Origin of the sequence: Kitasatospora sp. NPDC056181 (assembly GCF_042266225.1) — a bacterium.
Lineage (GTDB): Bacteria > Actinomycetota > Actinomycetes > Streptomycetales > Streptomycetaceae > Kitasatospora.
Window position 1 is genome coordinate 12540 of sequence record NZ_JBHJUK010000051.1, and the last position, 20452, is coordinate 32991.

The 20452-nt window shown below is 72.0% G+C and carries 19 protein-coding genes; 17 read left to right on the forward strand and 2 right to left on the reverse strand.

The annotated features are described in order from the left end of the window. The first annotated feature begins 67 nt into the window (after positions 1-67). Positions 68-2047: a threonine--tRNA ligase gene (thrS, locus tag ACFC1F_RS20400; protein ID WP_376160079.1), complete on the forward strand. Its 1980-nt coding sequence runs from the start codon at positions 68-70 to the stop codon at positions 2045-2047. 149 nt (positions 2048-2196) lie between these two features. Next, entirely contained in the window at positions 2197-2757 is a 561-nt protein-coding gene (locus ACFC1F_RS20405) for an HIT domain-containing protein (protein WP_148647602.1), read from the forward strand. Positions 2758-2820: 63 nt separating this feature from the next. Here ACFC1F_RS20405 and ACFC1F_RS20410 read toward each other — a convergent pair whose 3' ends face one another. Further along, positions 2821-4467: a hypothetical protein gene (locus tag ACFC1F_RS20410; RefSeq protein WP_307852899.1), complete on the reverse strand. Its 1647-nt coding sequence runs from the start codon at positions 4465-4467 to the stop codon at positions 2821-2823. A 190-nt stretch (positions 4468-4657) separates the two neighbouring features. Here ACFC1F_RS20410 and ACFC1F_RS20415 point away from each other — a divergent pair, with 190 nt between their 5' ends. Further along, positions 4658-5110, forward strand: coding sequence for a thiol-disulfide oxidoreductase DCC family protein (locus ACFC1F_RS20415; protein ID WP_376160081.1), 453 nt, complete (start codon positions 4658-4660; stop codon positions 5108-5110). Here the strand turns inward: ACFC1F_RS20415 and ACFC1F_RS20420 are convergent. Beyond that, the gene (locus ACFC1F_RS20420) at positions 5089-7146 is read right to left on the reverse strand and encodes an elongation factor G-like protein EF-G2 (protein ID WP_376160083.1); all 2058 of its coding nucleotides are present in this window, start codon (positions 7144-7146) and stop codon (positions 5089-5091) included. The genes ACFC1F_RS20415 and ACFC1F_RS20420 overlap by 22 nt on opposite strands. A 278-nt stretch (positions 7147-7424) precedes the next feature. Here ACFC1F_RS20420 and pgsA point away from each other — a divergent pair, with 278 nt between their 5' ends. The 14 genes from pgsA (at position 7425) to secF (ending at position 20437) form a co-directional block, all read left to right on the forward strand. Beyond that, complete coding sequence (pgsA, locus tag ACFC1F_RS20425) at positions 7425-8072, forward strand: phosphatidylinositol phosphate synthase (RefSeq protein ID WP_209410124.1); 648 nt, start codon at positions 7425-7427, stop codon at positions 8070-8072. A 17-nt stretch (positions 8073-8089) separates the two neighbouring features. Beyond that, positions 8090-9079, forward strand: coding sequence for a phosphatidylinositol mannoside acyltransferase (locus tag ACFC1F_RS20430; RefSeq protein WP_376160085.1), 990 nt, complete (start codon positions 8090-8092; stop codon positions 9077-9079). Positions 9080-9109: 30 nt separating this feature from the next. Then, positions 9110-10294, forward strand: a complete 1185-nt coding sequence (locus tag ACFC1F_RS20435) for a glycosyltransferase family 4 protein (RefSeq protein ID WP_376160087.1) — start codon at positions 9110-9112, stop codon at positions 10292-10294. Positions 10295-10379: 85 nt separating this feature from the next. Then, on the forward strand, positions 10380-10745 hold the full coding sequence (locus ACFC1F_RS20440) for a 5-carboxymethyl-2-hydroxymuconate Delta-isomerase (protein WP_209410128.1): 366 nt from the start codon (positions 10380-10382) through the stop codon (positions 10743-10745). Positions 10746-10846: 101 nt separating this feature from the next. Further along, complete coding sequence (locus tag ACFC1F_RS20445; protein ID WP_148647726.1) at positions 10847-11347, forward strand: hypothetical protein; 501 nt, start codon at positions 10847-10849, stop codon at positions 11345-11347. Positions 11348-11556: 209 nt separating this feature from the next. Further along, positions 11557-12468 carry a pyridoxal 5'-phosphate synthase lyase subunit PdxS gene (gene pdxS / locus ACFC1F_RS20450; RefSeq protein ID WP_030300161.1) on the forward strand — a complete coding sequence of 304 codons (912 nt, stop codon included), beginning with the start codon at positions 11557-11559 and terminating at the stop codon, positions 12466-12468. A gap of 186 nt (positions 12469-12654) precedes the next feature. Continuing rightward, positions 12655-13278 (forward strand): pyridoxal 5'-phosphate synthase glutaminase subunit PdxT, encoded by a 624-nt coding sequence (gene pdxT / locus ACFC1F_RS20455; RefSeq protein ID WP_209410130.1) that lies wholly within the window; start codon positions 12655-12657, stop codon positions 13276-13278. Between the two features lie 124 nt (positions 13279-13402). Next, positions 13403-14161, forward strand: coding sequence for a YebC/PmpR family DNA-binding transcriptional regulator (locus tag ACFC1F_RS20460; protein ID WP_209410139.1), 759 nt, complete (start codon positions 13403-13405; stop codon positions 14159-14161). Positions 14162-14329: 168 nt separating this feature from the next. Next, the gene (gene ruvC / locus ACFC1F_RS20465; protein WP_209410141.1) at positions 14330-14911 is read left to right on the forward strand and encodes a crossover junction endodeoxyribonuclease RuvC; all 582 of its coding nucleotides are present in this window, start codon (positions 14330-14332) and stop codon (positions 14909-14911) included. Further along, entirely contained in the window at positions 14908-15519 is a 612-nt protein-coding gene (gene ruvA, locus ACFC1F_RS20470) for a Holliday junction branch migration protein RuvA (RefSeq protein WP_376160090.1), read from the forward strand. The genes ruvC and ruvA overlap by 4 nt, the downstream gene beginning before the upstream one ends. Positions 15520-15614: 95 nt before the next feature. Next, positions 15615-16706: a Holliday junction branch migration DNA helicase RuvB gene (gene ruvB, locus ACFC1F_RS20475; RefSeq protein WP_376160092.1), complete on the forward strand. Its 1092-nt coding sequence runs from the start codon at positions 15615-15617 to the stop codon at positions 16704-16706. A gap of 247 nt (positions 16707-16953) precedes the next feature. Further along, the gene (gene yajC / locus ACFC1F_RS20480) at positions 16954-17361 is read left to right on the forward strand and encodes a preprotein translocase subunit YajC (protein ID WP_376160093.1); all 408 of its coding nucleotides are present in this window, start codon (positions 16954-16956) and stop codon (positions 17359-17361) included. Between the two features lie 147 nt (positions 17362-17508). Beyond that, positions 17509-19323, forward strand: a complete 1815-nt coding sequence (gene secD / locus ACFC1F_RS20485) for a protein translocase subunit SecD (RefSeq protein ID WP_376160095.1) — start codon at positions 17509-17511, stop codon at positions 19321-19323. A 4-nt stretch (positions 19324-19327) separates the two neighbouring features. Continuing rightward, positions 19328-20437 (forward strand): protein translocase subunit SecF, encoded by a 1110-nt coding sequence (gene secF, locus ACFC1F_RS20490; RefSeq protein WP_376160097.1) that lies wholly within the window; start codon positions 19328-19330, stop codon positions 20435-20437. The last annotated feature ends 15 nt before the right edge of the window (positions 20438-20452 follow it).

A 20452-nucleotide genomic window follows, 5' to 3' on the forward strand; every position in this document is an offset into this window, starting at 1 on the left:
TCTCGGTACCATCGTCACGCGCAGCGCAGTGTTGCGTCCTATGAATCCAGCACGTCAGGAGAGACCGGTGACGGACGTCCGGGTAATCATCAACCGCGAACCCGATCGGGAAGAGCGCGTGGTGACCACGGGCACTACGGCCGCCGAGCTCTTCGCCGACGACCGCTCGATCATCGCCGTCCGCGTCGGCGGCCAGCTCAAGGACCTCGCGTACGTCCTCCAGGACGGCGACGAGGCCGAGCCGGTCGCGATGGGCAGCAAGGACGGCCTGGACATCCTGCGCCACTCCACCGCGCACGTCATGGCGCAGGCCGTGCAGCAGCTCTTCCCGGAGGCCAAGCTCGGCATCGGCCCGCCGGTCAAGGACGGCTTCTACTACGACTTCGACGTCGAGAAGCCGTTCCACCCCGATGACCTCAAGGCCATCGAGAAGCGGATGCAGGAGATCATCAAGCGCGGGCAGAAGTTCTCCCGCCGCGTGGTCACCGACGAGGCCGCCACCGAGGAGCTGGCCTCCGAGCCGTACAAGCTGGAGCTGATCGGCCTCAAGGGCTCCGCCGCCACCGCGGGCGAGGGCGCCGACGTCGAGGTCGGCGCCGGCGAGCTGACCATCTACGACAACCTGGACGCCAAGTCCGGCGAGCAGTGCTGGGGCGACCTCTGCCGCGGCCCGCACCTGCCGTCGACCCGGCACATCCCGGCGTTCAAGCTGATGCGCAACGCTGCCGCCTACTGGCGCGGCAGCGAGAAGAACCCGATGCTCCAGCGCATCTACGGCACCGCCTGGCCGAGCAAGGACGAGCTGAAGGCGCACCTCGACTTCCTCGTCGAGGCCGAGAAGCGCGACCACCGCAAGCTCGGCAACGAGCTCGACCTCTTCTCCATCCCCGAGGAGATCGGCTCCGGCCTCGCGGTCTTCCACCCCAAGGGCGGCATCATCCGCCGGGCCATGGAGGACTACTCGCGCCGCCGGCACGAGGAGGAGGGCTACGAGTTCGTCTACACCCCGCACGCCACCAAGGGGAAGCTCTTCGAGAAGAGCGGCCACCTCGACTGGTACGCGGACGGTATGTACCCGCCCATGCAGCTCGACGAGGGCGTGGACTACTACCTGAAGCCCATGAACTGCCCGATGCACAACCTGATCTTCGACGCGCGCGGCCGCTCGTACCGTGAACTGCCGCTGCGCCTCTTCGAGTTCGGGACGGTGTACCGGTACGAGAAGTCCGGCGTCGTGCACGGCCTGACCCGGGCCCGCGGCTTCACGCAGGACGACGCGCACATCTACTGCACCCGCGAGCAGATGGCGGAGGAGCTCGACTCGACGCTGACCTTCGTGCTCAACCTGCTCCGCGACTACGGTCTGACCGACTTCTACCTGGAGCTGTCGACCAAGGACCCGGTCAAGTACGTCGGCAGTGACGAGACCTGGGAGGAGGCCACCGCCGTCCTCGCGGCCGTGGCCGAGAAGCAGGGCCTCCCGCTGGTCCCGGACCCGGGCGGCGCGGCCTTCTACGGCCCGAAGATCTCGGTGCAGGCGAAGGATGCGATCGGCCGTACCTGGCAGATGTCGACCATCCAGCTCGACTTCAACCTGCCGGAGCGTTTCGACCTGGAGTACACCGCCGCGGACGGCTCGCGCCAGCGGCCGGTCATGATCCACCGTGCGCTGTTCGGCTCGATCGAGCGGTTCTTCGCGGTGCTGCTGGAGCACTACGCCGGTGCCATGCCGCCGTGGCTGGCCCCCGTCACCGTGACCGGCATCCCGATCACCGACGAGCACGTGCCGTACCTGCTGGAGGTCGCGGCCGAGCTGAAGAAGCGCGGGATCCGGGTCGAGGTGGACACCTCGGACGACCGGATGCAGAAGAAGATCAGGAACGCGCAGAAGAGCAAGGTCCCGTTCATGCTGATCGCCGGCAACGACGACGTCGAGGCGGGTGCGGTCTCCTTCCGCTACCGCAACGGCGAGCAGAAGAACGGCGTGCCGCTGGCCGAGGCGGTCGCCGAGATCGTGGACGCCGTGGAGCGCCGCATCCAGGTGTGACGTGGTCCCCGTGCGCGAGCGGGGGTGGTCCGATGCACGAGATGATCAGGCGCGGACAGAAGTAGTGGGCCCCGCCCGGGCGGGGGTTCGCGGGGCAGTCTCCTCAGGGAGTCTGCCCCGCACTGCTTTGCAAGCCACGCCGGGCGAATATGCTGATCAGCATGACGACTGAGCCGGAACTGCAGCGGGGCGTCGGCGAGCCGGACGGCTTCCGCCGCCTGTGGACCCCCCATCGGATGGCGTACATCCAGGGCGAGAACAAGCCCACCGGCCCGGCTCCGGACGACGGTTGCCCGTTCTGCTCGATCCCGTCGCTGAGCGACGAGGACGGGCTGGTCGTCGCGCGCGGCAGCGCGGTGTTCGCCGTGCTGAACCTGTACCCGTACAACGGCGGGCACCTGATGGTCGTCCCGTACCGGCACGTCGCGGACTACACGGAGCTGGACGACGCGGAGACCGCCGAGCTGGCGGTGTTCACCAAGAACGCGATGACGGCGCTGCGGGCGGCCTCGGGGGCGCACGGCTTCAACATCGGGATGAACCAGGGCACGGCGGCCGGCGCCGGGATCGCCGCGCACCTGCACCAGCACGTGGTGCCGCGCTGGGGCGGGGACACCAACTTCATGCCGGTGGTCGGCCACACCAAGGTGCTGCCGCAGTTGCTGGCGGACACCCGCAAGATGCTGGCCGAGGTCTGGCCGCAGGGCTGACCGCACGAAGACCGAAGGGCCCGCAGCCGAGTACGGCTGCGGGCCCTCTCGACGTCCGCGTGCTCAGCCGGCGTCGTACTGGTCGACCTTGTACGGGCGGCTGCCCTGCGCCTCGGACTTGATGATCGAGGCGCGGTTCTTGAAGAAGCGCTCGGTGTCGAGGTCGTGCTCCTCCAGGAACTCCAGCGTGGCCGCGTGGACGGCGCTGAGCACCGGGGAGGCGACGTTGAGCGCGTTGTCGGTCATCGACCGGGTGTTCCACGGCGGCGCGGCCCAGGCGTGCCGGAAGCCGAAGGGCTCGGGCAGGCCGAGGCCGCCGCCGAGCCAGGCGAGCAGGCCCGGGATCCGGTGGAAGGGCGCGCGGACGGCCTGGCGGACCACCTCGTCGTTGTCGATCAGGGGGAGCTTGAGGGTCTGCTCCTCCCAGAACTTCACGGTCTTGGGGACCGTCTTCTCCTTGTCCTTCGGCTTGTCGAAGAAGAGGCCGTTGACCGGGCCGAGCGCGTAGCCGGCCACCGTGATGTTCATGGTGTGGGCGAGCAGGACGACGGTGACGGTGAAGGTGATGACCAGCTTGCCGTCGTGCGTCACGAACTGGGTGGCGAGGTAGTGCCGGGGGCCACCGGGGAAGGTCTGCTTGTCGGCGATGGCCTGGATGGCGAACTCGCGCATCCGGTCGCCGTCCATGTCGGCGCCGCCCGGGCGGCCGATCTCGTCGGCGCCCTCGCCGACCTCCAGCACCACCCACTGCTTGACGGCGATGCCGGGGATCCCGCTGTTGGCGACGTCGCTGATGCCGAGGGCCTTGATGTGGCCGGAGATCTTGCGGACGAGGTCCCAGGGGTGGAACGCGCGGTAGTCGAGGTGGCCCTCGGCCGGGCGCAGGTTGTCGACCAGCCGCCACTCGCCCCAGCGCTTGCCGACGCCGAGGATGCCCTTGCGGCCGGCGTAGTGCTGGATGTTGGTCTCCTGCTCGGACTCCAGCCGGCCGAGTTTGGCGCGCAGGTCGGCGGCCTTCTTGTCCAGGTCGTCGCGGGGGACGGCCTTGGGGACGGTGGCGGCGACGGCGTTGCCCTCGACGAGGGCCAGCCAGCGGGCGCGCAGGTCCAGGGCGGAGGCGAGCACGACGCGCTTGGCGAGGTACCAGCCGACGACCGGGGCGAGCATGACCAGGCGCAGGTAGATGCCGAGCAGGCCGCCGGCGGGCGGCTTGATCGCGAGGAGCAGGGCGAGTGCGGCGGCGAGGGCGAGGACGATGCCGCCGTAGGCCGCGGCGTTCTTGGGGTTGTCCCGCTTGAGCCAGGCGCGCAGCTGGAAGGCGCCGAGCCAGAGCAGGGTGCCGGGCAGGAAGAGGACGCCCGTGACGACGGTGACGCTGGTGAGCTTGCGGTCGCGTGCGGCCCGGAGGTCCTCGGCGGCGAGGCAGTGCTCGACGATCTGGCGGGTGTCGATGCCGAAGGAGGGGACGAGCGGCTTGCGGTCGCCGCCGAGCGCGCGCCCGATGACGGCGCGGCTGAAGGCCTCGCCGAGGTTGGGGCGGAAGAGCGCGAAGCGGCCCTTCTTCGCGGTGGCGTCGGTGACCGCCGCGACGAAGTCGTGGACCTCGCCGTCGCGGTAGGCGGCCGAGGAGAGCGCCTGGGTGACGGCGGTCTGCGGGCCGGCGTCGGTCCGGGGTATCTGCGCACCCGGGGTCATGTCGAGTGTGGTCACGGTGGCGTCCCCTCCTCCCCTTGTCAGCGTCAGCGGCAGGTTACCGTGCCCCGGTACCGCCGCGCGGATGATCGTCTGAAGTGCCGTCACGTTCGGGCCACGCGGGGCCCGTCCGGCATGATGCCCAGCTTCGGGTGCGCTGACGCCCCTGGTGATCAGGCCGGGGGGCGCAATGGGGCACGATGGGCGCATGGAGCGATCCGAGGGAGCTGCGGTGAAGGATCCGGTGCTGGTCTTCGACGGGGACTGCGCGTTCTGCACGACGTGCGCGGGGTGGGCCGAGCGGTACCTGCGGCAGACGCTGGCCTCGGGGGGCTGGGAGGCGGTGCCGTTCCAGTTCGCCGACCTGGCGGAGCTGGACGCGCGGGCCGGCGGGCACGGCGAGGTGTCCTGGGAGCGGGCCGAGCGCGAGGTGCTCTGGGTGACGCCGGCGGGCCGGGTGCACGGGGGTGCGCAGGCGGTGGCGCGGCTGTTGATGCGGACGGGCGGGGCCTGGGCGTACCTGGGCGGGGTGCTGGCGCTGGCGCCGGTGCGGCCGTTGGCGGGCGTGGTGTACCGCTGGGTGTCGAGGAACCGGCACCGGATGCCGGGCGGTACGCCGGCCTGTTCGCTGCCGCAGGCTCAGCGGGCGTCGTCGGTGTAGCGGGCGGCGAGTGCGGTGGGCATGGGTTCGTGGCGCAGGTGGGCGCGGGAGAACTCGGCGGTGCCGTGGGTGAGTGAGCGCAGGTCGACGGGGTAGCGGGCGAGTTCGAGTTCGGGGACCTCGGCGCGCAGCAGGGTGAGTGAGGGGCCGCCGGTCTCGGTGCCGAGGACGCGGCCGCGGCGGGCGGAGAGGTCCGTGAGGACGGCGCCGAGGTAGTCGTCGGGGAGCAGGACGCTGACGGCGGCGACGGGTTCGAGCAGTCGGATGACGGCGTGTTCGGCGGCGTCGCGCAGGGCGAGGGCGGCGGCGGTCTGGAAGGCGGAGTCGGAGGAGTCGACGGAGTGCGCCTTGCCGTCGGTGAGGGTGACGCGGACGTCGACGAGCGGGTGGCCGGTGGCGACGCCCTTGGCGAGCTGGGCGCGGACGCCCTTCTCCACGGAGGGGATGAAGTGCCGGGGGACGGCGCCGCCGACGACGTGTTCCCGGAACTCGAAGCCGGAGCCAGCCGGGAGGGGTTCGACCTCCAGGTCGCAGATGGCGTACTGGCCGTGGCCGCCGGACTGCTTGACGAGGCGTCCGTGGCCGGCGGCGGCGGTGCCGAAGGTCTCGCGGAGGGCGACCCTGGGTTCGACGGTGTCGACGTGGACGCCGTGGCGGCCGCGGAGCCGGTCGAGGACGACCTCGGCGTGGGCCTCCCCGGTGCACCAGAGGACGAGCTGGTGGGTGTCGGGGTTCTGTTCCAGGCGCAGGGCCGGGTCCTCGGCGACGAGCCGGGCGAGGGCCTGGGAGAGCTTGTCGTCGTCGGCCTTGCTGTGGGCCTCGATGGCGATCGGCAGCAGGGGTTCGGGGGTGGTCCAGCCTTCGAGCTTCACCGGGTGGCCGGGTTCGTGGACGCTGTCGCCGGCGCGGGCGGTGGTGAGTTTGGCGGCGCAGACGAGGTCGCCGGCGACGGCGTGCGGGACGGGGCGCTGGAGTTTGCCGAAGGGGCTGGTGAGGGCGGTGACGCGTTCGTCGCCGTCCTGGCCGTCGGGGTGGTCCGGGCCGGTGAGGTGGATCCGGGTGTCGGGGCGCAGGGTGCCGGCGTAGACGCGCAGCAGGCTGATCCGGCCGACGTAGGCGTCGCCGGTGACGCGGACGACCTGGGCGGCGAGGGGGGCGTCGGGGTCGCACTCGGGGCCGGGGCGGGTGCGTTCGGTGGGGTCGGGGAACGTGGTGGTGATGAGGTCGAGGAGTTCGGTGGCGCCGAGGCCGGCGTCGCTGGTGGGGACGGCGGGGTGGAGGGTGCAGGCGAGGACTTCGCGGCGCATGCCGGCTTCGAGCGCGTCGGTGTCGAGGGGTTCGCCGGCGAGGTAGCGCTCCATGAGGGTGTCGTCCTGGCCGGAGATGGCCTCGACGAGGCTCTCCCGGGCGGGGCCGGTGTCGGGGAGCGGGTCGGCCTGGCCGTAGGTGTGTCCGGTGAGGAGGTCGACGCTGCCGTCGGGGCGGCCGTCGTGGCGGACGGGGAGGAAGAGCGGGCGCAGGGTGTCCGGTCCGAGGCCGAAGGCGTCGTGGCAGGCGGTGAGGATCTCGTCGAAGCCGCTGCGGGCGACGTCGAGCTTGGCGACGGCGATGGCGCGCGGGATGCCTTCGGCGGCGCACTCGCGCCAGAGTGCGCGGGTGGGCGCGGTGACGGGGTCGGTGGCGGAGACGACGAAGACCGCGGCGTCGGCGGCGTGCAGGGCGGCGCGCAGGTCGGCGGCGAAGTCGGGGTGGCCGGGCGGGTCGAACAGGTTGATCTTGACGCCGTGCCATTCGAGGGGGAGCAGGGAGAGCTGGACCGAGCGCTGTTGCTGGTGCTCGATGTCCTCGTGGTCGGAGACGGTGTTGCCGTCGGCGACGCGGCCGGTGCGGCCGATGGCGCCGGCGGCGAGGGCGAGGGATTCGGCGAGGGTGGTCTTGCCCACGCCGCTGCAGCCGATGAGGACGACGTTGCGCAGATTGCCCGGGCCGGTGACGGTGGGCGCCTGGCCGGCTCGTGCGGTGCTGCGGTCGGGCATCGGGGTCTCCTCCCGTCGCGCCGAGACTGTCGTTGAAAGTCTAGGTGCGGTGTTCCCGGGGCCGCGTGTCGTGGGGGCGGGTGGTGACCGTGCGTGTGCGGCCGTGCGCCCGGGGTTGCGGGCGGGCGGGGTGCGGGGGCGGGCGGGCGGTGCGGTGCGCCGGAGGGTGTCGTCGGCGTGGCTACGATGGGTGCGCCGGTTGGGCTGATCCAGTCGGCCGTCTGCCGCGTACTCCGCCGCAGGCGGGTACCAGGGAGATCGGAGCGGTCGGGAAGGCCATGCTCAACAAATACGCGCGTGCCTTCTTCACACGTGTCCTGACCCCGTTCGCCGCGTTCCTGATCCGGCTGGGTGTGAGCCCGGACGCCGTGACACTGGTCGGTACCGCCGGTTCGGTGGCCGGTGCGCTGGTGTTCTTCCCGCGCGGGGAGTTCTTCTGGGGCACCATCACGATCACGCTGTTCGTCTTCTCGGACCTGGTGGACGGGAACATGGCCCGGCAACTGGGCCGGACCAGCAAGTGGGGGGCCTTCCTGGACTCCACGCTGGACCGGGTGGCGGACTCGGCGATCTTCGGCGGTCTGGCGATGTGGTACGCGGGCAACGGCGACAACAACCTGCTGTGCGCGGTGGCGGTCTTCTGCCTGGCGAGCGGCCTGGTGGTGTCGTACACCAAGGCCCGGGCGGAGAGCCAGGGGCTGCCGTGCGACGTGTCGGGGCTGGTGGAGCGGGCCGAGCGGCTGGTGATCAGCCTGGTCGGCGCCGGGCTCGCGGGCCTCGCCACGTTCGGTGTGCCGTACGTGGAGTGGCTGCTGCCGGTGGCGCTGTGGCTGGTGGCGGCGGGCAGTCTGGTGACGGTGGTCCAGCGGGTGCTGACGGTGCGCCGGGAGGCGTTCGAGGCCGACCGAGTGGCGGCCGGAAGCTGAAGGGGAGCGGGCCTGCGGTGAAGGACCGACTGGTGTACTCGGCGTACGCGCTGGGCTGGGCGGCGCTGAGGCACCTGCCCGAGCCGGCCGCGCGGGGCCTGTTCGACGGCATCGCCGACTTCGCGTGGCGCAAGCGCGGCAAGCGGGTGCTCCAGCTGGAGGCCAATCTGCTGCGGGTGCGCCCGGGGTTGGACGAGGCCGGGCTGCGGGAGCTGTCGCGGGCCGGGATGCGCTCGTACATGCGGTACTGGATGGAGTCCTTCCGGCTGTCGGTGTGGAGCCGGCAGCGGGTGGCCCGGGACGTGCAGGTCGAGGGCTTCGAGCAGCTGCGGGAGGCGATGGAGTCCGGGCGCGGCGCGGTGATAGCGCTGCCGCACATGGGCAACTGGGACCTCGCGGGCGCCTGGGTGGCGCTGGAGGGCTACCCGTTCACGACGGTCGCGGAGCGGCTGAAGCCGGAGCGGCTGTTCGACCGGTTCGTGGCGTTCCGGGAGGGCCTGGGCATGGAGGTGCTCGCGCTGACCGGCGGCGGGGGCAACGTGATCGGCGCGCTGGCCCGGCGGCTGCGCGAGGGGCGGCTGGTCTGCCTGGTCGGTGACCGGGACCTCTCGGAGGCGGGCATCGAGGTGACCTTCTTCGGTGAGGCGACCAGGATGCCGGCGGGTCCGGCAGCGCTCTGCCAGCGGACCGGGGCGGCGTTGCTGCCGGTGTCGCTCTGGTACGACGGCCCGGTGATGCGGGCGCGGATCCATCCGGAGGTCCCGGTGCCGGCGGAGGGGGACCGCAAGGAGAAGACGCAGCTGATGGTGCAGGCGATGGCGGAGGTCTGGGAGGAGGGCATCCGCGAGCACCCCGAGGACTGGCACATGCTGCAGCGGTTCTGGCTCGCCGACCTGCCGGTCCGTGCCACGGTGGAGGCACCGGCGGTGGCCCGGGCCGTCCACCCCGTCGCGGAGCCGTCCGGCGAGCCCGCCGGAGAGCCCGCCGCCGAGGCCTCCGGGCCCTGACGGCGAACCTGGAAGGAACACGAGGAACCAGTGAAGATCGGCATCGTCTGCCCGTACGACTGGGACGTCCCCGGAGGGGTGCAGTTCCACATCCGGGACCTGGCCGAGCACCTGATCGGTCTCGGCCACGAGGTGTCGGTGCTGGCGCCCGCCGAGGACGAGGAGGCGCTGCCGCCCTACGTGGTCTCGGCCGGGGGTTCGGTGGCCGTGCCGTACAACGGGTCGGTGGCGCGGCTGAGCTTCGGCCCGCTGTCGGCGGCCCGGGTGCGGCGGTGGCTGCACGACGGCGCGTTCGACATCCTGCACGTCCACGAGCCGGTCGCCCCGAGCCTGTCGATACTGGCGGCCTGGTCGGCGACCGGGCCGATGGTCGGCACCTTCCACACCTCGAACCCGCGGTCGCGCTTCATGATCGCGGCCTCGCCGATCCTGCAGCCGGGTCTGGAGAAGATCCGGGCCCGGATCGCGGTGAGCGAGTACGCCCGGCGCACCCTGGTCGAGCACCTGGGCGGGGATCCGGTGGTGATCCCCAACGGGGTGGACGTCGGGTTCTTCGCCGAGGCCGAGCCGGACCCGCGCTGGACGGGCGGCGCGGCCGCGGGCGAGCCGGGCACGATCGGGTTCGTCGGCCGGATCAACGAGCCGCGCAAGGGCCTGCCGACGCTGCTGGCCGCGCTGCCGAAGATCCTGGCGGAGCGGCCGGGCGTGCGGCTGCTGGTGGCCGGCAAGGGCGACGAGGAGGAGGCCGTCGCGGGGCTGGCCCCGGAGGTCCGCCAGCAGGTGGAGTTCCTCGGCATGGTCAGCGACCGGGAGAAGGCCCGGCTGCTCAGCAGCGTCGACCTGTACGTGGCGCCGAACACCGGCGGCGAGAGCTTCGGGATCATCCTGGTCGAGGCGATGTCGGCGGGCGCGCCGGTGCTGGCCAGCGACCTGGACGCGTTCAAGCAGGTACTGGACGGCGGGGACGCGGGCGAGCTGTTCCCGGTGGAGGACGCGGACGCGCTGGCCCGCTCGGCGCTGCGGCTGCTGGGGGACCCGGGCCGGCTGGAGGAGCTGAGCAAGGCGGCGTCCCGGTACGTCCGGCGGTTCGACTGGTCGACGGTGGCCGCGGACATCCTGGCGGTGTACGAGACGGTGGCGGCGGGTGCCGCGGCGGTGGTCGGGGAGGACGGGCGCGGCGCCCGGCGCGGCCGGTTCGGGCTGGCCCGGGACTGATTTCCGCGGCGCGGGAAGCAACCGGGCGCCGGGGTGGTTGGGGTCTGCCGGACCGTACCGATCACCGTGACCCCTGGAGGCACCGATGCCGCAGATCTCCGTCGACTACTCGGCCGGGCTGGCCGGCGCGTTCGACCGTCGTGAGCTGGGCCTGGCCATCAACCGGCTCGCCGTGAAGACCATCGGCGCGAACCCGGAGGCGTGCAAGACGGTCTTCCGGGAGGTGCAGGACTTCGTGGTGGGTGAGAGCGAGGCCGCGGACGACCAGGTGTACGTGGAGTTCCAGATCTTCCCCGGGCGCACCGCCGAGGCCAAGGCGGCGCTCAGCGACGCCGTGCTGGCGCTGCTGGCCGAGCGGGTCGTCCCGGCGGCCGGCAGCCGGCTGTTCACGGCGGTGAACATCGCGGACATCGACCGCGACAGCTACCGCAGCGCGACCGTCGCCGGCTGAGCCGCGGGCGCCCGGTGGCACGGCCGGGCCGTGCGCACCCGGTAGCGTAGCGCCCCGTGACTACCTGGATCTGGGCCGGCGTGGCCGTGGTGCTGTTCGGCATGTACCTGAGTTGGACGGCCGGCCGGCTGGACCGGTTGCACGCCCGGATCGACGCCGCCCGTGCGGCGCTGGACGCGCAGCTGGTCCGCCGGGCGTCGGTCGCGATGGAGGTGGCCACCTCCTCGCTGCTGGACCCGGCGGCCTCGCTGCTGCTGCTGGACGCCGCCCACGCGGCCCGGCAGGCGGACGACGAGCAGCGCGAGGTGGCGGAGAGCCAGCTCAGCATGGCGCTGCGGGCGGTGCTGGCCGATCCGGAGCAGGTCGCCGTGCTGGTGGCCGAGCCGGGCGGCGAGGAGGCGGTGAAGGAGCTCACCGCCGCGGTGCGCCGGGTGCCGATGGCGCGGCGGTTCCACAACGACGCGGTGCGGGCGGCCAGGGCGGTGCGGGAGCACCGGCTGGTGCGGTACTTCCGGCTGGCCGGGCGGGCGCCGTTCCCGATGGCGTTCGAGATGGACGACGCGCCGCCGCCGGCGCTGACCCCCGAGGGCGCCCCGGCCTGAGTGGGGTCCGGGCGCGGCCCGCGTACGGTGTGCGCAGGGTCAGCGACCCGGTCCGGGACGGGACTTCCCACATGGTGGGCGGGAGCGTCCGGATCCGGCCTGTTTGTCGTATCCCGTCGGCCTGCCTGGACTTGATGGCGCATGGAGAGGCGGTTTCTTCCGCCTACCATAGGGCGATAGCACTGGTTCATCTTCGAGTGAGGTCTCACGTGTCCACCACCCCCACCACCGCAGACCAGCCGCAGATCGGTACCGCCCGGGTGAAGCGCGGCATGGCCGAGCAGCTCAAGGGCGGTGTGATCATGGACGTGGTCAACGCCGAGCAGGCCAAGATCGCCGAGGACGCCGGCGCTGTGGCCGTCATGGCCCTGGAGCGGGTTCCGGCCGACATCCGCAAGGACGGCGGCGTCGCCCGCATGTCGGACCCGAACATGATCGAGGAGATCATCGCCGCGGTCTCGATCCCGGTCATGGCGAAGTCCCGGATCGGCCACTTCGTCGAGGCCCAGGTCCTGCAGTCGCTGGGTGTCGACTACATCGACGAGTCCGAGGTGCTGACCCCGGCCGACGAGGTCAACCACTCCGACAAGTTCGCGTTCACGACCCCCTTCGTCTGCGGCGCCACCAACCTGGGCGAGGCCCTGCGCCGCATCGCCGAGGGTGCGGCCATGATCCGCTCCAAGGGTGAGGCCGGCACCGGCAACGTCGTCGAGGCCGTCCGCCACCTGCGCCAGATCAAGAACGAGATCGCCAAGCTGCGCGGCTTCGACAACAACGAGCTGTACGCCGCCGCCAAGGAGCTGCGCGCCCCGTACGAGCTGGTCAAGGAGGTCGCCGAGCTCGGCAAGCTGCCGGTCGTGCTGTTCTCCGCCGGTGGCGTGGCCACCCCGGCCGACGCCGCGCTGATGCGCCAGCTGGGCGCCGAGGGCGTCTTCGTCGGCTCCGGCATCTTCAAGTCGGGCGACCCGGCCAAGCGTGCCGCCGCGATCGTCAAGGCCACCACCTTCTTCGACGACCCGAAGATCATCGCGGACGCCTCCCGCAACCTGGGCGAGGCCATGGTCGGCATCAACTGCGACACCCTGCCCGAGACCGAGCGCTACGCCAACCGCGGCTGGTAGTCCCGCCCGCGTCCGGCGTCGGCCCGCCGCAGCGCCGCGGCGCTCGGCGGGCCGCGCCGCGCCGGCCCCCGGACGCCGGCGGCCCGGGGAAGCGACCGCCCGCAGCGGCCGCGCGACGACCGCCCGAAACGGCGGTCCCGCCGGGCGGCGATCACACGAAGTACCGATCGAAGAAGGTTTGAGACCGTGAGCACTCCAGTCATCGGCGTCCTCGCCCTGCAGGGCGACGTCCGCGAGCACCTGGTCGCGCTGGCCGAGGCCGACGCGCTGGCCCGTCCGGTGCGCCGCGTCGAGGAGTTGGCCGAGGTCGACGCGCTGGTGATCCCCGGCGGGGAGTCCACCACCATGTCGAAGCTGGCGCTGCTGTTCGGCGTGATGGACCCGCTGCGCGAGCGCGTCGCCGCCGGCATGCCGGTGTACGGCACCTGCGCGGGCATGATCATGCTCGCCGACAAGATCCTGGACGGCCGTGAGGACCAGGAGACCGTCGGCGGCATCGACATGACCGTGCGCCGCAACGCCTTCGGCCGCCAGAACGAGTCGTTCGAGTCCGGTGTCGCCTTCGAGGGCCTCGGCGACGAGCCGGTGCACGGCGTGTTCATCCGCGCCCCCTGGGTGGAGTCGGTCGGCGCGGGCGTCGAGGTGCTGGCGGAGCTGCCGGCCGCCGACGGCCCGGAGAGCCGGATCGTCGCCGTCCGTCAGGGAAACCTGCTGGCCACGTCGTTCCACCCCGAGCTGACCGGCGACCACCGGGTGCACGGCTACTTCGTGCGGATGGTGGAGGAGCACCTGGCCGCGGTCGCGCGGTAGCGGCCGGTCACCGCGGCGCGGGTGGCGCCCCGCCGCCGCACGCTGACCGTGTGCGGTCCACCGGTGGCGGCACCGGTAAGATCTCTTCTGTTCATTTCCCTTTGGCGACGTAAAGGAGCTGGCGATGTCCGGCCACTCTAAGTGGGCTACCACCAAGCACAAGAAGGCCGTGATCGACGCCAAGCGCGGCAAGCTCTTCGCCAAGATGATCAAGAACATCGAGGTGGCGGCGCGCACCGGCGGCGGTGACCCGGCCGGAAACCCGACCCTCTACGACGCCATCCAGAAGGCGAAGAAGAGCTCGGTCCCGATCGACAACATCAACCGCGCCGTCAAGCGCGGCTCGGGCGCCGAGGCCGGCGGGGCCGACTACTCGACGATCATGTACGAGGGCTACGGCCCGAACGGCGTCGCGGTGCTCATCGAGTGCCTCACCGACAACCGCAACCGCGCCGCCTCGGACGTGCGCGTCGCGATGACCCGCAACGGCGGCTCGATGGCCGACCCGGGCTCGGTCTCGTACCTGTTCAACCGCAAGGGCGTCGTGATCGTCCCCAAGGCCGACGGCGTGGACGAGGACAAGCTCTTCGAGGTCGTCCTCGACCAGGAGCCCGAGGAGATCAACGACCTCGGCGAGTCCTTCGAGATCGTCTCCGAGGCCTCCAAGATGGTCGACGTCCGCACCGCCCTGGTGGACGCCGGCATCGACTACGACTCGGCCGAGGCCAACTTCCTCCCGAGCATGCAGGTCGAGCTGGACGTCGACGGCGCCCGCAAGATCCTGAAGCTGATCGACGCCCTGGAGGACAGCGACGACGTGCAGAACGTCTTCGCCAACTTCGACATCAGCGACGAGGTCGGTGCGCAGCTCGACGCCGAGTGACCGTTCTCACTCCCCGGCCCGGTGGTCCCTCGACCACCGGGCCGGTGTCGTCGGTGGGACTGTCGTACCCGGGCGGTAGCCTTCGCAGGTCGTCCGCCGTGAGGAACGCCGGCACCGGGCCGGAGCGGCCGCAGGCGGGTGGCGGATCACCGAGAGGCGGGGCGTGACGTGCGGGTACTGGGTGTGGACCCGGGTCTGACCAGGTGCGGGATCGGCGTGGTGGACGGCGCCCCGGGCCGGCCGCTGGCGATGGTCGGGGTCGGCGTGGTGCGCACCCCGGCCGACGCGGAGATCGGGCCCCGGCTGCTCCTGGTCGAGCAGGGCATAGAGAGCTGGCTCGACGAGCACCGGCCGGACCTGGTGGCCGTCGAGCGGGTGTTCGCCCAGCACAACGTCCGCACCGTGATGGGCACCGCCCAGGCCAGCGCGGTCGCGATGCTCTGCGCCACCCGGCGGGGCATCCCCGTCACCCTGCACACCCCCAGCGAGGTCAAGGCCGCCGTCACCGGCTCCGGCCGGGCCGACAAGGCCCAGGTCACCGCAATGGTGCAGCGGCTGCTCCGGCTGGACGCGCCGCCGAAGCCGGCCGACGCCGCCGACGCGCTGGCGCTGGCCATCTGCCACATCTGGCGCGGCGGTGCGACGGACCGGATCGCCGCCGCCCTGGCCAAGGCGGCGCCCGCCCCGGCCGCCGTCCGTCCGCCCGCCCGTCCGTCCTCCTACCGAGCCCCCCGAGGAGCCGCCCGATGATCGCCTTCGTCCAGGGCCCGGTGGCCGCCATCTCCGCCGGCACCGTCGTCGTCGAGGTCGGCGGCGTCGGGATGGCCGTCCAGTGCACCCCGAACACCACGGCCGGCCTGCGGATCGGCGAGCCCGCCCGGCTCGCCACCTCGCTCGTCGTCCGGGAGGACTCGCTCACCCTGTACGGCTTCGCCGACGACGACGAGCGGGCGGTCTTCGAGATCCTCCAGGCCGCGCCCGGCGTCGGCCCGCGCCTCGCCCAGGCGATGCTCGGGGTGCACAGTCCGGACGAGCTGCGGGCCGCCGTCGCCGCGGGGAACGAGCGGGCGCTGATCGCCGTCCCCGGCATCGGCAAGGCCAAGGCCGCCAAGCTGCTGCTGGAGTACAAGGACAAGCTGGGCGCGCCGCACGGCAGCGTCCCGGCGCAGAAGCCGGTCGCCGCCGGCCCGGCGCCCTGGGGCGAGCAGCTGCACGCCGCCCTGGTCGGCCTCGGCTACGCGCCGCGGGAGGCGGACGAGGCGGTCACCGCCGTCACCCCGGAGGCGGAGGCGCAGGCCGTGACCGATGTCGGCGCCCTGCTCAGGGCGGCTCTGCGGACCCTCAACCGGGCCCGTTGAGTCACCCTTTACCGATCTGACCACCTGTCATCTTGTCGACATTGGAGCCCGCGTCACCTGAACGGGCGGCGCGAGCGAATCATCAAGGGGTGCACATGAGCCCGTACGACTCCGACCCGGCCGACCGGCTGGTCGCGGCCTCCGCCGACGGCGAGGACCAGGCGGTCGAGGCGGCGCTGCGCCCCAAGCTGCTGGACGAGTTCATCGGGCAGGAGCGGGTCCGCGAGCAGCTGTCGCTGGTGCTCCAGGCGGCCCGCAAGCGTGGTGCCGCGCCCGACCACGTGCTGCTCAGCGGCCCGCCCGGGCTGGGCAAGACCACCCTTTCCATGATCATCGCGGCCGAGCTGGGCGCCCCGATCCGGATCACCTCCGGCCCGGCCATCCAGCACGCCGGGGACCTCGCGGCGATCCTCTCCTCGCTCAGCGAGGGCGAGGTGCTCTTCCTCGACGAGATCCACCGGATGTCCCGGCCGGCCGAGGAGATGCTCTACATGGCGATGGAGGACTTCCGGGTCGACGTGATCGTCGGCAAGGGCCCGGGTGCCACCGCCATCCCGCTGGAGCTGCCGCCGTTCACCCTCGTCGGTGCGACCACCCGGGCCGGCCTGCTGCCGCCGCCGCTGCGCGACCGCTTCGGCTTCACCGGCCACATGGAGTTCTACGCGGCGGCCGAGCTCCAGAAGGTGGTGCACCGCTCGGCCGCGCTGCTGGACGTCGAGATCGACCCGGCCGGTGCGGCCGAGATCGCCGGGCGCTCCCGCGGCACGCCGCGCATCGCCAACCGGCTGCTGCGCCGGGTCCGCGACTTCGCGCAGGTCCGCCACGACGGCGTGGTCACGCCGGAGATCGCCGCCCGGGCGCTGGACGTCTACGAGGTGGACGCCCGCGGGCTGGACCGGCTGGACCGCGCGGTGCTGGACGCGCTGCTGCGGCTGTTCGGCGGCGGGCCGGTCGGCCTGTCGACCCTGGCGGTCGCGGTGGGGGAGGAGGCCGAGACGGTCGAGGAGGTCGCCGAGCCCTTCCTGGTCCGCGAGGGCCTGCTCGCCCGCACCCCGCGCGGCCGGATCGCCACCGCCGCCGCCTGGCGGCACCTGGGCCTGACCCCGCCGGTGCAGGCCCCTCCGGTCCAGACCAATCGGGGCATGGTGCCGGCCCAGTCGGAGCTCTTCCCGGCCGACGAGGGCTGAACGGGTGACACCGGGACGATAGGGGCGTACCTGGCCCCGGGGCAGGTCGGCGGGGAGAAGCCGGGGGAGAAGTCCGGGGAATCCGTGCAGGCCGAGGGTCGCCACTTTCGGCGGCAGGATGCGATGCTTGGCGTTGTCCGATCAGTTCGGGGTCGCCTAGACTCCGCCGGACCGCCCCTCTCACCCGACGGGCCGACCAATACCACACAGGCCGCCGGCCGGCGGCCCGTAAAGGACCCTGGCTGCAGTGAACCTCATCATCCTTCTCCTCCCGATCATCGCGATCGTGCTCATGTTCCGGTCGCAGAAGAAGCGCCAGTCGCAGATGCAGCAGATGCAGACGGCGCTGGAGCCCGGGGCGGGCGTGCGTACCATCGGCGGTCTGTACGCCCAGGTGAAGGCGGTGAACGAGGAGACCGTCGAGCTGGAGATCGCGCCCGGTGTGTTCACCCACTTCACCAAGAGCGCGATCGCCGCGGTCCTGGAGCCGGCCGAGTACGACGCGATCATCAACGGCCGCCCGGCCGACGACGAGCTTCCCGAGCCGGAGGCCGAGGACGCCGACGCCGATCAGGTCGACGAGAAGCCGCTGACGCTCACCAAGGACGGCGCCGACAAGGGCGAGGCCGAGGGCGGGGCTCCCGCGAGCAAGTAGTACGGCCGGGCACCCGCCCGGTCGCGCGGCGCAGTGCCGCGAGTCCACAGGATCTCAGGGCCGCAGGATCCGCCACGCCCCCGTCCAGCCACGAGCAGGACGGGGGGCCGGTAGGGGAGGTGGCATGGACAGGGAGAAACGAGCAAGGTGGCAACACCCAAGTCGCGCCCGCGCGACGGTTACCCGGGGCGGGCGCTGGCCCTCATCCTGGTGGTCACCGTCGGACTGGTCGCCCTCATGTTCGGGACGGGCAACACCAAGCCCCGCCTGGGGATCGACCTCGCAGGCGGCACCAGCATCACGCTGAGCGCGAAGTCGACCGACCCCAAGGCGATCAACAAGTCCAACATGGACATCGCCACCGGGATCATCGAGCAGCGGGTCAACGGGATGGGTGTCTCCGAGGCGGAGGTCCAGACCCAGGGCGACCGGAACATCATCGTCAACATCCCCAAGGGCGGGGACAAGCAGAACGCGGCCGACCAGGTCGGCACCACCGCGAAGCTGTACTTCCGCCCGGTCCTCGCCCTCGCCCCCACCGGCGTCCAGGCGCAGGCCCCGAGCGCCGCCCCGTCGGCGAGCGGCAGCGCCACCCCCGGCGCGAGCCCCTCGGCCTCGGCCTCGGCCGGCAGCACGGCCGCCGCGCCCAGCGCGAGCGCCAGTGCGACCAAGCAGGGCCGCGCGGTCGGTGAGGCCCTCGCGGCCGACGCGACCCCGACCGCCGCCGCCACCGGCAGTGCGAGCGCCGCCCCGAGCGCCGCCGCCTCCGGTTCGGCCGCCGCGACCCCGAGCGCCGCCGCCACCGCGCCGACCACGCCGGACCTCGGCGCCGCGATGACCCAGGGCACCGTGCCGCCGGAGCTGGCCGCCGAGTTCGCCGGCCTGGACTGCTCCAAGCCCGAGCAGCGCAAGAACCTGCAGAAGGCCGAGGACCAGCCGACCGTCGCCTGCAGCCAGAAGGCCGAGGACGGCGTCTTCTACAAGCTGGCGCTCGGCCCGGTCGCGGTGAAGGGCGCCGACGTCTCCAAGGCGCAGGCCAGCATCGACACCCAGCAGGGCCAGGGCTGGCAGGTCCAGCTGCAGTTCAACGGCGCCGGCACCGACGCGTTCACCGCGATCACCGGCAAGCTGGCCACCCAGCCCGCCCCGGCCAACCAGTTCGCCATCGTGCTGGACGGCCAGGTCGTCTCCCACCCGTACGTGCGCGGCGCCATCCCCGGCGGCTCGGCCGTGATCTCCGGCAGCTTCAGCCAGAGCGAGGCGCAGGGCCTGGCCAACGTGCTGAGCTTCGGCGCGCTGCCGCTGGAGTTCACCACGGACGACGTCACCACCGTCTCCCCGCAGCTCGGCGGCGACCAGCTGGAGGCCGGCCTGATCGCCGGCGCCATCGGCATGCTGCTGGTGGTCCTCTACTCGCTGGTGTACTACCGCGGCCTCGGCCTGGTCTCCATCGCCGGTCTGATCGTCTCGGCGATCCTGACCTACTCGATCATGAGCCTGCTCGGCGCCGGCATCGGCTTCGCGCTGAACCTGCCGGCCGTCTGTGGCGCGATCGTCGCGATCGGCATCACCGCGGACTCCTTCATCGTGTACTTCGAGCGCATCCGCGACGAGGTCCGCGAGGGCGCCCCGCTGCGCCCGGCGGTCCAGCGGGCCTGGCCGCGCGCCCGGCGCACCATCCTGGTGTCGGACTTCGTGTCCTTCCTCTGTGCCGCGGTGCTCTACCTGGTCTCGGTCGGCAAGGTGCAGGGCTTCGCCTTCACCCTCGGCCTGACCACCGCGCTCGACGTCGTGGTGATCTTCCTCTTCACCAAGCCGCTGATCACGCTGCTGGCCCGCCGCAAGTTCTTCTCCGACGGCCACCCGTGGTCCGGTGTGGACCCGAAGCGCCTGGGCGCCCGCCCGCCGCTGCGCAGCAGCCGTCGCCGTACCCCCTCGTCCACCGCCGTGAAGGGGGCCTGACACCGTGTCGCGCTTCTCCAACCTGGGCCACCGGCTCTACCAGGGCGAAATCAGCTTCGACTTCGTCGGCCGCCGCAAGCTCTGGTACAGCATCTCCGGCGTGATCGTGCTGGTCGCCGCGGTCGGCCTGGCCATGGGCCTGAAACTCGGCATCGAGTTCAAGGGCGGTTCGGTCTACACCGTCTCCAAGCCGGGGCTGTCCATCTCGCAGACGCAGGACGCGGTGGACAAGATCGTCCACTCGCACCCGCTGGTGCAGTCCGTGGACGACGGCAAGAAGTTCCGGATCCAGATCAGCTCCGAGGAGAAGGTCTCCTCGTCGGTCTTCACCGACCAGCTGTCCAAGGAGCTGAAGGTCCCGCTCGCCGAGATCGACACCCAGGTGATCGGTCCCAGCTGGGGTGAGCAGATCTCCAGCAAGGCGCTCACCGGCCTGATCATCTTCATGATCCTGGTGACGGTCTACCTGGCGATCGCCTTCGAGTGGCGGATGGCGGTGGCCGCCCTGGTCGCCCTCATCCACGACCTCCTGATCACCATCGGGGTCTACGCCCTGGTGGGCTTCGAGGTCACCCCCGGTACGGTGATCGGCTTCCTGACGATCCTCGGGTACTCGCTCTACGACACGGTCGTCGTCTTCGACACCGTGAAGGAGAACGCCAAGGGGATCACCAAGCAGAACAAGATCACCTACAGCGAGGCGGCCAACGCGGGCCTCAACCAGACCCTGGTGCGCTCGCTCAACACCACGGTGGTCGCCCTGCTCCCGGTGGCGGCGCTGCTGTTCATCGGCGGCGGTCTCCTGGGCGCCGGCACGCTGAACGACATCTCGCTCGCGCTGTTCATCGGCCTCGCCGCCGGTGCCTACTCCTCGATCTGCGTCGCCACCCCGCTGCTGGCGCAGCTCAAGGAGGAGCAGCCGGAGATGAAGGCGCTGGCCAAGCGGGTCGCCCAGCGGCGCGCCGCGGAGGCCAAGGCCGCGGCCGAGGGCGTCCGGGACGCGTCGCCGGAGGGCGAGGAGTTCGCCGACGGCGACCTGCCGGCCGGTATGGTCGGTCAGCGCGGCCGGGCGGCCGGCACGCGTGCCAAGGGCCGTCCGTCCACCAAGCGCTGACGCCCGACCGACCGT